The organism is Calyptranema fuscum S582 (genome assembly GCF_055793305.1).
The window spans coordinates 18172-32080 of sequence record NZ_JBSLYH010000008.1 but is presented as its reverse complement, the minus strand read 5'-3'; the positions used below and the strand labels follow the sequence as shown (position 1 = coordinate 32080).

General features: G+C 49.8%; 13 protein-coding genes. 4 read left to right on the top strand and 9 right to left on the bottom strand.

Annotated elements, in window-relative coordinates; translation table 11 throughout:
• Positions 1-217 precede the first annotated feature (217 nt).
• From ACR6Z4_RS07595 to ACR6Z4_RS07585, 3 genes are all read right to left on the bottom strand, one after another.
• Positions 218-2041 (bottom strand): sensor histidine kinase, encoded by a 1824-nt coding sequence (locus tag ACR6Z4_RS07595; protein ID WP_479716640.1) that lies wholly within the window; start codon positions 2039-2041, stop codon positions 218-220.
• A gap of 201 nt (positions 2042-2242) precedes the next feature.
• Positions 2243-2494, bottom strand: coding sequence for a hypothetical protein (locus ACR6Z4_RS07590; RefSeq protein WP_479716775.1), 252 nt, complete (start codon positions 2492-2494; stop codon positions 2243-2245).
• A gap of 854 nt (positions 2495-3348) precedes the next feature.
• Positions 3349-3531 carry a hypothetical protein gene (locus tag ACR6Z4_RS07585; protein ID WP_479716639.1) on the bottom strand — a complete coding sequence of 61 codons (183 nt, stop codon included), beginning with the start codon at positions 3529-3531 and terminating at the stop codon, positions 3349-3351.
• A gap of 35 nt (positions 3532-3566) precedes the next feature.
• Here ACR6Z4_RS07585 and lepA point away from each other — a divergent pair, with 35 nt between their 5' ends.
• Complete coding sequence (gene lepA, locus ACR6Z4_RS07580) at positions 3567-5372, top strand: translation elongation factor 4 (RefSeq protein ID WP_479716638.1); 1806 nt, start codon at positions 3567-3569, stop codon at positions 5370-5372.
• A gap of 63 nt (positions 5373-5435) precedes the next feature.
• Positions 5436-5861 (top strand): hypothetical protein, encoded by a 426-nt coding sequence (locus ACR6Z4_RS07575; protein WP_479716637.1) that lies wholly within the window; start codon positions 5436-5438, stop codon positions 5859-5861.
• A gap of 114 nt (positions 5862-5975) precedes the next feature.
• Here the strand turns inward: ACR6Z4_RS07575 and ACR6Z4_RS07570 are convergent, their stop codons facing one another.
• From ACR6Z4_RS07570 to ACR6Z4_RS07545, 6 genes are all read right to left on the bottom strand, one after another.
• Complete coding sequence (locus ACR6Z4_RS07570) at positions 5976-6443, bottom strand: N-acetyltransferase family protein (protein ID WP_479716636.1); 468 nt, start codon at positions 6441-6443, stop codon at positions 5976-5978.
• 108 nt (positions 6444-6551) lie between these two features.
• Entirely contained in the window at positions 6552-7055 is a 504-nt protein-coding gene (uraD, locus tag ACR6Z4_RS07565) for a 2-oxo-4-hydroxy-4-carboxy-5-ureidoimidazoline decarboxylase (protein WP_479716635.1), read from the bottom strand.
• Positions 7055-8416: an 8-oxoguanine deaminase gene (locus ACR6Z4_RS07560; protein ID WP_479716634.1), complete on the bottom strand. Its 1362-nt coding sequence runs from the start codon at positions 8414-8416 to the stop codon at positions 7055-7057. The genes uraD and ACR6Z4_RS07560 overlap by 1 nt, the downstream gene beginning before the upstream one ends.
• 214 nt (positions 8417-8630) lie before the next feature.
• Complete coding sequence (uraH, locus tag ACR6Z4_RS07555) at positions 8631-8990, bottom strand: hydroxyisourate hydrolase (protein ID WP_479716633.1); 360 nt, start codon at positions 8988-8990, stop codon at positions 8631-8633.
• 112 nt (positions 8991-9102) lie between these two features.
• On the bottom strand, positions 9103-10266 hold the full coding sequence (gene hpxO / locus ACR6Z4_RS07550; protein ID WP_479716632.1) for an FAD-dependent urate hydroxylase HpxO: 1164 nt from the start codon (positions 10264-10266) through the stop codon (positions 9103-9105).
• A gap of 461 nt (positions 10267-10727) precedes the next feature.
• Complete coding sequence (locus tag ACR6Z4_RS07545) at positions 10728-11966, bottom strand: vWA domain-containing protein (protein WP_479716631.1); 1239 nt, start codon at positions 11964-11966, stop codon at positions 10728-10730.
• 584 nt (positions 11967-12550) lie between these two features.
• Here ACR6Z4_RS07545 and ACR6Z4_RS07540 point away from each other — a divergent pair.
• Both ACR6Z4_RS07540 and ACR6Z4_RS07535 read left to right on the top strand, forming a co-directional pair.
• Positions 12551-13237 carry an ATP-dependent Clp protease proteolytic subunit gene (locus ACR6Z4_RS07540; protein WP_479716630.1) on the top strand — a complete coding sequence of 229 codons (687 nt, stop codon included), beginning with the start codon at positions 12551-12553 and terminating at the stop codon, positions 13235-13237.
• 42 nt (positions 13238-13279) lie between these two features.
• A complete protein-coding gene (locus ACR6Z4_RS07535) occupies positions 13280-13876 on the top strand; it encodes an ATP-dependent Clp protease proteolytic subunit (protein WP_479716629.1) in 597 nt (198 codons plus the stop codon).
• The last annotated feature ends 33 nt before the right edge of the window (positions 13877-13909 follow it).

Below are 13909 nucleotides of genomic sequence, written 5' to 3'. Positions count from 1 at the left end.
CCCGGCATTTTACCAATTCTAGGACTCTAATATTTTGAGGGAGCGACGGCGCAGCCGCCGCTCCCTCAAACACAATGCCGCGTTAATTTATAGCAACCGTTGGGACGGTTCAATCAGGAGGTTGTGTGAGACCCCACGCAGAGCGCGGGGTCTCACACGACCCTTGTCCTGATCAACCCCTCTACTGCTGTATCTGTGAGTCTAAAAAGACACTTACCTAAATCAGCAAATCGGAGACGTCTGGTTCGACGGCAACCATAACGGGATCTTGGTACAACGGGATGGTAAACGTGACTGTAGACCCCAACCCTTCGCCCATGCTGTAAAAGTTGACGATTCCACCCATGGCTTCGACCAGCTTTTGAGAGATCGCTAGACCTAAGCCAGTGCCACCATATTGCCGGGTGCGAGAGCCATCCACCTGGCTAAACGATTGGAAGAGTTTGTCTTGTTTTTCTAACGAAACGCCAATGCCTGTATCGGCTACGCTAATTTTTACCAGCCCTGGAAGTTCCTGGTTTTGCACCATCACCTTTTTGGGAATGACTTCTGCACTAATTGTGATGCCGCCTTCGTGGGTAAACTTAATGGCATTTCCGACCAGGTTCAGCATGACTTGCAGCAATCGCTGATAGTTGCCGCAGAGAATGACTTCATCACGGGTTGCAGGCGTAAGAATTTCAAAGCTCAAACTTTTCTGCTGTGCCAGGGTGCTGGTAAAGTTTTCCACATCACTCAGCAGATCATCTAATTTAACTGGATCAAGCTCCAGCAACATTTTTCCGGCTTCAATTTTAGCGATATCCAAAATATCGTTGATGATGCTGAGCAAATGCACTGCCGATCGATAGGCTTCTTGGATAAACTCGTCTTGCTCGACCGGGTCATCTGCCATGCCATCCATAATCAGCTTCAAAAAGCCGATCATGCCGTTCAGGGGCGTACGCAGTTCGTGCGACGTATTGGCTAGAAATTCACTCTTCAGACGGGAAGCTTCTTCTGCCTGACGTCGCGCCTCTTCCAGATCTTTATGTTGCTGCATCAAGTTGTCGTTGGCACGTTGCAACTCGGTTGCCATATTCTGGCTTTCGGCAAACAACGTGGCATGGGCAACCCCTGTGCCCACCTGATCAGCCAATTCCTGGATCAGCCCGATTTCTGCCTGGTTCCACACCCGCGATCGATCAAACTGGTGCAAGATGATCACACCATTGGGCTGATCTTTGTAACAGGTAGGAACCGCCAGGAGCGCATATTGCTGCTGGTCATCGGTATTGGTAACTGTAAGCGTGACGGGTTCTAGTAACGAGAGTGATTGCTTGAGGTAGGTTTCGGGGTCAATTTCTAACTCTAGCCCTAGCATCGACTCAAAAGCCGGTTGCCGATATTCGGCGACTACTTTGGCGTAAGGATGATTGGGAGAGTATTGGCAGATCAGGCAACGGCTCACTTCTAAAGATTCGCCCAGTCCTTCGACGGTGCGCTGCCAAATAGTTTCCAGGTTGAGGGTGCGGCGAATATCCCAGGCAACTTGGGTTAACGATTTTTGGTATTGGCTGGTATTGGAAGGATAGAGGGGAGCGGTAAGCGTTTTGACGAGTTCTTGGGCTTGAAGATCAGAGCAAGGATAGAGCGGTCTGGCGATGACCACGACGCTATCGGCAAGCCCTCGGGGCACCAGGATAGGGCTAACGCTCAGTTCAAAAACCAGGCATTGGTCATTGCATTGGAAAGGATAGTTGAAGCGATCGCCAGTCTGATAATCCAGAACCTGTTGAATTCGATTCAGGTACGGTTCAACAGCAACGGGGACAATGGCTTGACACGTCAGGTCACCGATGCGTTGACCGATGATCTGACTGGGTTGGAGGTCGTAGTCAGCGGCGCTAGACCAGGAGAAAGATAAAAATCGGCCGGTTCTATCTTGTGTAAAAACCAGATTTGAATGTTGAGTTGACAAATCGCCACCCAGTTTTTGAGAAGCTGCCAAGTCTACAGGTTCAGTTAAAAGTGGAGGATCGCTAGACGGAGTCATTCGCATGGAACTGCAAACTACGGTTATACAAAATGAGCGCCTTTCTCAAACACTCGCCTCAGCCAGGACAGGTAGATGCTGCGGTTAGGCACTTGGCTAAAGAATAATATCCTAAGCCTGATGCCAATTCTAGAATTCCCCGCTCTAATCTAACTTATAACTAGCAAATAGAGCGATCGCGTCCGGTGCCCAAATTGTGAAGTTAAATTAATCGTTCCACTCACCTCGGGGTGGGACGGGCGGATTGCGTCGTAGACTCCGAGTTAACTCATCATCTCGCCGAGACCCTGTTCTTAACCACTGACGAACCGCAACCTCAATTACCTTGCTGGGGTCGTTGGTCAAATGTTTGATCTGCTCTAACAGATCTGCATCCATTTGAATGGCAAGGCTGACTTTATCTTCTGAGGCGGGAGCCTCTTCGACAAGAAACTCTGGATGAGCAAGGGGTTCATTCATAGCAATACTAAGCGTTATCAATTGAGCAACAGTGAACAAATACCAGACGTCGCAGCTCTACAGTTTTACAATTACACCCGAGGGCAATCCCGATCCTCTCACAAATCTTTTCTGGAAGGGCTAAATTGTTAACTTGAATAAAGAGATGCAGGATCGTCCATTCATCAATAGACCTCTTGCACATTAAGTTTTTTAGGCTAGTTTGGGTGGGGGCTTTGCCCCCGCCCAAACTTATCCGCAAGCGGTCTAATAAACCCCGGATGTTTAGGATCATGGATTAAATAAGATCGAATATTGAATGGTTTGGAGGGGCGAACGGCTGTTCGCCCGTACAACAAATCATCGGAGTTATTTAATTCCCATTCCTTAGTTTTACTGGTGCGGCGTTACTGCACCAGTGTTGCAGATTCTACATTTTGCGACATCGGGGTAGGACTGAGCTCCCTCGCAAGGGGTGACCCCTGCACCCGGTGCAAAATTTTTGATGGAGTCTACCCGTAAACAATCATGACGTTGTTAGGACGACCTCAAACGTCAGGATCAAGACGTAGCAACACAATTGGCATCAATACAATTGTATGTTTAGGTTTCCCAGCCTGCATAAATTTGGTGAGCGGACGTCAAGGAAAGTTAACAAAACGTGTCGGTCATTGCGCCAGGGTTGGTTAAAAGGGTATCGTCATCGCCGACGTGGGGCAAGAGTTTTCCGGGTCAACTACGAAACGATTACAATATCTTAAGATCGCCTAAAATTATTGTTCGGGTAACCCTGTTGCTCCTTGCTTTTGCAGAACGGCAACCTATCTAACTCCTGATCAGGTCATTGACATTGCTTGATAACGGCATGATGCTGACTATAAAACCATCGGTTTCATACTCGGTGTTGTCGCCTGGGGTAAGGGAGTTGCCTCACCATAAAATGCCTGGGATAAAATGCCGGGGTAGGTTATGGCGATCGCCTGACACACCCAATAGACAGGGATAGTATTGGCTTGCAAATCCCTGAGGCGGGTACGGGTACGGGTAAATTGATACATTTCTTTAAAACTTTGGTCTGGTTAGTTCTGGATTTATGACTGACGCTCCTGTCTCTCGCATTCGTAATTTTTCTATCATTGCCCATATTGATCATGGCAAATCCACCCTGGCCGATCGCTTGTTGCAAGTGACAGGGACGGTTAACGCTCGCGATATGAAAGAGCAGTTCCTCGACTCAATGGATCTGGAACGAGAGCGAGGCATCACCATCAAGCTCCAGGCGGCGCGGATGAACTACACCGCCAAAGATGGCGAACAGTATGTCTTAAACCTGATCGATACGCCCGGTCATGTGGACTTTTCCTATGAAGTGTCGCGATCGCTGGCTGCCTGTGAAGGGGCGCTGCTGGTGGTGGATGCGTCGCAGGGGGTAGAAGCGCAAACGCTGGCAAATGTGTATCTGGCGCTGGAAAATAACCTGGAGATCATCCCTGTTCTCAACAAAATTGATCTGCCCGGTGCTGACCCGGAACGGGTTAAAGGTGAGATCGAAGAAATTATTGGGTTGGACTGTAGCGGTGCCATTTTGGCATCGGCAAAAGAAGGGATCGGCATCGACGAAATTTTAGAATCGATTGTCTATCTGGTGCCTGCGCCTCAAGATACGATCGAGAAACCGTTGCGTGCCCTGATTTTTGATAGCTATTACGACAGCTATCGAGGGGTGATTGTCTATTTCCGGGTGATGGATGGCACGGTGAAGAAGGGCGATCGCGTTCGCTTGATGGTGTCGGGCAAGGAATATGAAATTGATGAACTTGGTGTGCTGTCGCCCAATCAGATTCAGGTAAACGAGTTGCACGCGGGGGAAGTGGGTTATATCGCGGCTGCAATTAAATCCGTTGAAGATGCCAGAGTTGGAGATACGATTACCCTGGCAAAATCACCGGCTACAGAACCGCTGCCGGGTTATACCGAAGCAAAACCCATGGTGTTCTGTGGTCTGTTTCCGACGGACTCCGATCAGTTTGAAGATTTGCGGGAAGCCCTGGAGAAGCTCCGCCTCAATGATGCGGCGTTGCAATATGAACCAGAAACCTCTAGCGCTATGGGGTTTGGTTTCCGTTGCGGGTTTTTGGGCTTATTGCATATGGAAATTGTGCAAGAACGGCTGGAACGGGAATATAACCTGGATCTGATTACGACTGCCCCGTCGGTAATTTATAAAGTCAAGCTGATTGATGGAGAAGAGCTTTACATCGACAACCCCAGCCATTTGCCTGACCCGCAATATCGTGAAAGCATTGAAGAACCCTATGTGCAGATCGATATGATCACGCCGGAGGAGTTTGTCGGGGCATTGATGGATCTCAGTCAGACCCGCCGGGGGGTGTTCAAAGATATGAAATATCTCACCCAGGGGCGGACAACGCTGATGTATGAGATTCCGCTGGCAGAAGTGGTGACTGACTTTTTTGATCAGATGAAGTCGCGATCGCGAGGCTATGCCAGCATGGAATATCACCTGATCGGCTATCGCGAAAATCCACTGGTGAAACTCGATGTGTTGATCAACAACGATCGGGTCGATCCGCTGGCAACCATTGTCCATCGCGATAAAGCTTACTACGTAGGTAAAGCCCTGGTAGAAAAACTGAAGGAATTGATTCCTCGACACCAGTTTAAGATTCCCATCCAGGCGTCGATCGGCAGTCGCATCGTTGCCAGTGAGAGCATTCCAGCATTGCGTAAAGACGTGTTGGCAAAATGCTATGGCGGGGATATTAGCCGGAAGAAAAAACTATTGCAGAAACAAGCCAAAGGGAAGAAACGGCTGAAGTCGATCGGGACGGTCGATGTGCCCCAGGAAGCCTTTATGGCAGTCTTGAAGTTGCAGTAGCCCTTCTTGCAATCCTTCTAGCAACGGCGCACGTCAATAGCGGCGGGGCTGCCTACCGTAGCGATGACACCCACTTTATTTGGTCGCTGGCAATCTCGCCTCCTGCTTCTGGCTACAGTAGGCGTGGGGATAACGATTCCTTTTGCCCTAACCTATAGCGGTCCCGGCTCCCATGCGATTTTCTTTTGGGTACTGGGGTATGTCGCCCTGTTTGGCATCGGGTGGGATTGTCTGTACATTTACCTGCAACGGTTTCGCTGGGATAGAGACTGGCCTGCTGCCTTTCAACTGGTAGCGGGTATCTGGGAAGCACTGTTTATCGCCCTTCTGTTTAAGACAATTGGCTTACCTGGCATGGATCGTGCCATGCCCTTAGATGTGTTTTGGCTGCATTACAGTCTGGTCTGGGTTGCCATCTTTGCGATCGCACAAACAATGATGCGAGTCATCTTTCTGCGATCGCGATTTCGGGGTGGACAATGGTTTTAGCTCACATCAAGACTCTCTCCAGCGTTTTGTGGCTGGATAGATTATGGGTATGAGAGCCGCGCGGAGCGCGGCTCTCATACCCCCTTTTACTTCCGTGTTGCTGCTACTCCGACCCTAAACCGGGAGTGGTTTTTCCATCAGATAGCGGTGAAAGATGACGCCGTTTCTTGCCACATCTTCGGTGGCGTAGATCGTAAAGCCAAATTTCTCGAATAACGGTTTGCTAAATTCGCTGGCTTCGGAATACAGTCTTGAAATGCCGTGTGTTTGACTGTACTCCAATACTGTTGTCAGTAAAAAAGAGCCAATACCTTGTCGCTGGCGATCGCCCTTCACATAGAGTGCTGTGACATGCCCATCGGTGGCAATGCCAGAGAATCCTAAAATCTCATCGGTGTCTGCGGCAATGAAGGTGTGGGCGGATAGGATGAACGTTTTGAAAGACTCTGTTTGGGATGGGAACGCTGCCCAGGTTTGCACTTGTAGATCAGAATACTTTTCATGGGCGATCGCCCAAATCGAATCGGTATAAAGCTCTGCCAGCGTTGGAACATCTGCCTCGGTAGCACTGCGAATGAGCATGATCAAACTCCCTGCGTTTGTCCTCAGGTCTATAGCATCTGTTTGAGAGAGCGGCGGCGAAGCCGCCGCTCTCTCAAACAGACTGACAGGTTTATTGAATGGGTAATCCTAAACGGGTTCAATCAGATCCAACAACCGAAACCGGGCAATTTTCGCAATTTCTGTGAGAGCGTGTTGCCGTTCTGTTTCAACCGAGTGCTGGAGTCGTTGCTCAAAAGCGTCGAGAATGCTGGTTTTGGTTTGCTGGCGGACAGCCATGATAAAGGGAAACTGGAATTTTGCTTGATAGGTCTGGTTGAGGTGGCTAAATCGCGCATACTCCTCGGGCGTTAGCCGATCTAACCCAGCGCCCGCTTGCTCTTGCACGGAGGCATCTGCCATTTTGGCTTTGCTGCCCAGGTCAGGATGGGCACGAATCAGTGCCAGTTGTTCCTCGTCGCTAAGTCCTTTGACTGCTGCCACCATGGCGTCATGCAGATCCGTAAGGCTGTCGTAGGGACGGCGGTGCCAGGTTTGGTGGGCGATCGCAGGCGTTTGTTCAAACACAGCTCCCAACACGGCAACCCATTCTTCTTGACTCATCGCATTCAGTTGAGCGATCGCATAAGCCATTATTGATTCACCATTTGTAGCGCCAGTTTGTTGTGTCGTTCGACCAATCGAGGTAACTCTAGCGTCGTCAACTGTCCCCGATCAACGATCTTTTTACCGTTAATAAAGCTGTAATCGACCGCATCGACCTGACAAAAAATTAGGGCTGCTACTATGTCGTGATGCGCGCCAGCAAAGGCAGGGCGATCGACATTCACCGCAATAAAATCGGCTGACATTCCTGGTGCTAGAGAACCAACATCGTCTCGTCCTAAGACCTTGGCACCCCCCAGCGTGGCTAACTCCAACACATCCCGTGCCGTCATCGCACTGGCATCGCACTCTCGTACCCGCGCCAGTAGAAATGCTGTGCGGGCTTCCGCCAGTAAATTGCCCGTATCATTCGACGCTGAGCCATCCACACCCAGCCCCACAGGAACGCCATGATTGAGCATTTTGCGGATGGGGGCAATGCCACTGGCAAGGCGCATATTGCTACAGGGACAGTGAGCCACCCCCGTTCCGGTTTTGCCAAATTTCACAATTGAAGCATCACTCAATTGCACGCAATGGGCGTGCCAGACATCGTTGCCTACCCATCCCACCGATTCGGCATAGTCACCCGGAATCATGCCAAAGTTTTGCAGGCTATAGGTGACATCGGATTGATTTTCTGCCAGATGGGTATGCAACCGTACCCCCGGATATGAACGCGCCATAGCTGCCGACTCACGCATTAAGTCTGGAGAGACCGAAAACGGAGAACAGGGAGCCAGGGTCATGCGCAACATCGCATGGCGATCGCTGTTGTGGTACTGCTCAATCAGCCGTTGAGAATCTTGTAAAATATCGGCTTCTTGTTCCACCAGTGCATCGGGTGGCAACCCACCCTGACTTTCACCGACACTCATACTGCCGCGACTGGCATGAAATCGCATGCCGATGTCTTGCATTGCCCGGATCTCATCATCCAATGTGCAGTCGTTGGGGTAGAGATAAAGGTGATCGCTTGCCGTCGTGCAACCCGATAAAATCAGCTCTGCTGCTGCCATCTGGGCACTGACATATACCCCCTCTGCCGTGAGATTTGCCCAAATTGGGTACAACGTTTTGAGCCAATTAAATAAGTCACAGTTTTGTGCTGCCGGGATTACACGGGTCAAGTTTTGGTAAAAGTGATGGTGTGTATTGATTAATCCAGGAAGCACAACATGGCGTCCCTGTAAGTCTAAAATTTCGTCTGCGGTTTGCGGTAGTTCTGACGTTATTCCGACGGATTCAATGACGTTATCACGAACGAAAAGAGCAGCATTGCGCAGCTCGCGTCGATCTGCGTCCATTGTTACTAACGTATGGATATTTTTAACAAGTAAGGTTGGCATGGGACTGGGGGATAGAGGGGTAGATGGGTGACGTTTTGAGCGGAATGGGGATGGACGGTGACACCTTGGATCGGGGCTTAAATAAGATCGAATATTGCATAGTTTGAAGGAGCGAACGGCCGTTCGCCCGTACAACAAATCATCGAAGTTATTTAATTTCTATTCCTCGGTGTCATCGTCCAATTCGTCCTCAAAACCCAGCAATGCCTGATTTCTAGCTTCCCCGATAGGTGCTGTATGCCCACGGTGAGGTTAGCAGGGGAACGTGGTAATGGGCGGTGACGTCGGCAATGCTGAATTGGATGGGAACGTGGTTGAGGAAGGGCGGATCGGGGAGGTCGAGTTGTGTTTGGGCAAAGTATGCTCCGACGGCAAAGACCAGTTCATACGTCCCCGTCTTGAGTTCGCGATCGCTGAGGACGGGAACGTCGGTGCGTCCGTCGGCGTTGGTAGTCAGGGTTTTGATAATTGTTTTTTGCCCAGACTGGGGATCGATTGACCAGAGGGCGATCGCCAAATTTGCTGCCGGACATCCATGAACCGTATCGAGGACGTGGGTTGTGAGTTTTCCCATAGAGGTTTGTGCAAACGCAGATCCGAAACGATAGTCACATCATGGGCATATCTTAAGATCGGGGTTAGTTAGGGCGGGGGCAAAGCCCCCGCCCCAACTCATCCCAAGAGGTTTAATGCAAAGGGCCCGCCAGGATGGTTTGAGCGATCGCCGACATGATATTGCTGCCGTCTTCTTGCTTCAGTTCTTCATACCATTTCTGAGTCTTTTCTGGATCTGTGCCGTGGGTCATATCCGATCGCTTTCTCGCCTTTAGCACAATATCGGCAGTGCGATCTTTGCGGGCTGCTTCATAACGCTTCAGGGCGTCTGCAACACTGACATTGGTGGTTAACAAATAGTTGGTCAGCACCCAGGCATCTTCGAGTGCCTGACAGCCTCCCTGTCCCAAATCCGGTGAGGTGCTGTGTCCGGCATCGCCTAACAAGACAATGCGATCGCGAACCAAGGTGTCTAGCGGTTCTACATCATGAATCTCAATGCGGTTGGTTTTGAACGGATTAATCTGCTGAATCAAATTCTGTACTGGCGTTGCCCATCCTTTAAAGAAACCTGCCAGTTCTTCGCGATACTGTTCGGGCTGACTCACCGTTCCTTTGGGCAGAGGCACATCAAAAAAGAAATAAAACCGTTCTCCTGCCACGGGCATCATTGATGCGCGTTGATAGTTACCGACATACAACACCCAACTGGTCAGGGGAGCCAGATCGGCACTGGCAGGCACCAGACCATTCCAATTGATATACCCGACATAACGCCGTTCAACCGGATGTCCTACGACATATTGGCGAATGATCGAGTGGGTTCCGTCTGCCCCAATTACCAGATCTCCTGTTGCTTTTCGTCCGTCTTCAAACACTGCCGTAGCACTTTTGCCATCTTGTTCGACTGCCACACATTTTGAGTTGAGTTGGACGTTGTCTGCACCAAATGCGTTCAGCAACATCTGTTGCAAATCAGTTCGAGCCACAGGATAGGGACATTGCCCCACCTGCTCAATTAAGGGAGATAGGCTGAAGTCGGTGAGTAACTCCCCGGTCGAGCGATAATATGCCATCCGTTGCATCTGCCCGCCAATTTGGGCGATTGATTGACCCAAGCCCAATCGGTTAAGGACTTTGACCCCATTTGACCAGAGCGAAATCGCAGCCCCGGCGGGACGCAGTTCGCTGACGCGATCGTAAATTTCAACCTCATACCCTGCCTGACGCAAAGCGATGCCTGCGGTCAAACCACCCATTCCCGCCCCAATGATGATGACTTTTAGCGTTTCCATGCGTTGATTGTTCCAGCCTGCTGAGTGAAGTCTTATGATTGATTAAACCGTGACGATCAAGGCGATCGGCTGTATAGAAAAGCACAGAACTGGCTTGTCCGCTCGTCGTGCTCTCAAAAAGTCCTGCTGGGATGGTAAGGTAATGCTGCTGTGATTGCGACCTGGGGTAGATCAATGGATAACCCACTTTCAGCGATTCCGTCGGTGTGGTTAGATTGGATTGCGGTATTTAGCTATATCGGGCTGGCGGCGTTTGTTACCTGGCGAGTGGTGAAATAGGGTGTTTGTTTGACGGCGATCGCCATTCATCCTGATCAAAGTTGCCCATGAAACCTCTGGCTTCACGAGCAACTTTGGCGATCTGATTTTGCAGTATTTTACTGAGACTCCATCCGAAACGCGATGGGACGGTTGATTTCTTCTGCCCGAAGGGCAGAAAAAATCAACCGTCTGGATCGGCTTTACTGAAGAATGGTTTTGGACGCGATGCGGGTTTTCTTGCGATCGGCTTCTGATAGATCTTCGCCCGATTGCAAACGGGTGGCGTTGTCTTGCAAGACGGTGGCTGCATTCTGATCGCCCATTTGGAGAGCGGTTTTTGCTGCCGATTGCAGCATGGTTGCTGCCCCAGCGCGATCGCCCACTTGCAACTTGGCTTCAGCAATTTGAGTTTGACGATATTTTGCCAGTGCCAGCACTTGCTGCTGAACTTGCGGGTTAACATCGGGCTGAAATGCGTTTAGAACATTGGCTTCAACCGTAATGAACTCAGACAATAATTTTTCTTGCTTTAGCGCCGGGTCATCGTAACGCACCTGAAGTTGCGCGATCGTATGAATGCCTTCAGGAAACTGATTGGCATACAAATTGGCAATGACCACTCTGGGCGTATCGATCATCAAATCGCCCAGGCGCACCACATACTGACTACTCTCTTGCGCCACCGATAGTTCAATCGTTTCGGGGACAACCTGGGCGATCGGTTTGAGTTCGGCTAAACGGACTCTAGGATCGAGCTTCATCAGCAGATGGGCATTGGTGAGACTGACGGTTTGAATGCGGCTAAACAAGCGGCTAAATTCACCCACCGCTTCTTCGGGCGACTGGATGTAGGATAAGGTGCCCCCGCCAGCATCGGCAATTTTTTCTAAAATATCCTGGTTCCAATGGTCGCCAAACCCCAACGTGGTCAGGGTCATATTGTAGTTAGCGGCAAGTTCTGCCAATTTGAGACAGCGATCGTTATCGCCATGCTCGTTTTCGCCATCGGTCAACAAAAATGCCTGAGAAATGGTATCTTGTTTGCCTTTTGCCATTTCTTCGATGCCCACTCGCATCCCTTCATCGATCGCCGTGCCACCGCTGGCTTTGATTTTGTTGAGTTCGACTTTGATCCCGGCAGAGTTTTCGATGACCTGGTTGGGCACCAGCACTTTTGCCTTGTGGTCAAACATCACGATGGAAATGCGATCGCCTGGAGATAGGCTATCCATAATCCGATGGGCTGCCTGCTTGACGGTTTCTAAGGGGCGTCCATTCATCGAACCGCTGTGATCCAAAATCAGACACAGGTTCAGCGGGGCAGTACGGTTCATTGCCTCGGCGATCGCAGAAATTGAAATTGCCAACTGCCGTTGACTGGATGGCTGATTTGCATCCAAATTGGCATCACTGAGAGCAGCTTGCAGACCGACTTTCATGATTTCAGACGCTCCTTGAACAGGGACAGGGAAGAGGGTAGGGATGGAAGATTTAAAGAGGTGAAAGGTTGCAACAGGTAAGATTCAGGTTAGGCGATTTCTAGAAAAGCTTATACCAGCGAATCGTAGAGGCGAAGCATTTGTTAGATAATTCTTGGTAAATAGTGAAAAATCATTAAATCTTCGGGTTCATTTAATCCACGATCTTTAGGGGAACACGCCACTTGCCACATAGAACGAGGGAGATCAGAGAGATTAAAGATTCAATACACCGGCACTCCCCCATACTTCCGAAAGTTAGCCAAAACTAGTACAGCAAATCAAAAGTTTTGCAGGGGGTGGAGGGACTTTCACCTCTCCGGGGGCGTAGTCCCCAACCCACGATCGTGCAACATTTAGTGTGTACATTAAAATCAGCGTAACCCAACTCAATTATGGCTATATTGCTTCGCTTCCAGCCAAAAACGAGTTGAAAAAGTTGATGTTGTCCACCATTGTCCCGAAAGTCACCCTCGTGTTTTCATGAACACGCTACTATGGTATGAAATAGCCCAATCCTTAAAGGCAACTGCAAAGCAACTGCAATGAGTTCACCGATTACCGCTGTTCAAGCTCCATATTACGGAGATGCTTACTATCGCACTCCTCCACCGGATCTGCCTTCGTTATTGCTGAAGGAGCGGATCGTTTATCTGGGGATGCCCTTATTCTCATCAGACGACATTAAGCGGCGCGTGGGCATAGACGTAACTGAGTTGATTATTGCCCAGTTGCTCTATCTACAGTTTGACGATCCAGAGAAGCCAATCTATTTTTACATCAACTCAACTGGCACGTCCTGGTATGACGGTGATGCGATCGGCTATGAAACCGAAGCCTTCGCTATCTGCGACACCATTAACTTTATCAAGCCGCCAGTTCACACCATTTGTATCGGTCAGGCAATGGGAACAGCTGCCATGATCCTGTCTTCTGGCACCAAAGGATGTCGGGCTAGCCTACCTCACGCCACGATCGTGTTGAACCAGCACCGCACAGGCGCACAGGGTCAAGCGACTGACATTCAGATTCGGGCAAAGGAAGTGTTGTTGAATAAAACAACCATGCTGGATATTCTGGCAAAAAATACAGGTCAGACGCCTGAAAAGCTGGCTAAAGACACCGATCGAATGCTTTATCTGACTCCACAAGAAGCCAAAGACTATGGGGTGATCGATCGCGTTCTCGAAAGCACCAGAGAGCTGCCAACCCCTGTGCCAGCCTTAACGTAAGTCAATCGCCTTTATCCTCCATCCTTCATCCTTTTAAAGACTATGCCTATCGGTATCCCCAGTGTTCCGTATCGTCTTCCGGGTAGCTCTTATGAGCGCTGGATTGATATCTACACTCGTTTAAATCAAGAGCGGATCATCTTTTTGGGTCAAGAAGTGACTGACTCGCTGGCAAACTCTATCATTGCAGCGTTGCTTTACCTGGATTCAGAAGATCAGTCTAAACCCATCTATATGTACATCAACTCGCCCGGTGGCTCGGTCACGGCTGGCATGGCGATTTACGATACAATGCAGCACATCAAAGCAGATGTCTGTACGATCTGTGTTGGGTTGGCAGCATCAATGGGTGCCTTTTTATTGGCAGCCGGCAGCAAAGGAAAACGGCTGGCGTTGCCCCACGCACGGATTATGATCCACCAACCGCTAGGTGGAACGGGTCGTCGGCAAGCCACGGATATTGAAATCGAAGCTCGGCAAATTTTGCGCGTTCGTAAAGAACTAAACGAACTGATGGCAAAGCATACGGGTAAACCCGTTGAGCAGATAGAGAAAGATACCGACCGTGACTATTTTATGTCGGCGGACGAAGCGAGAGAATATGGATTGATCGATCGGGTGGTAGAAACTACTCCATAGAGATTGTCTGTCATCTCCATTTGGGTAAATTTG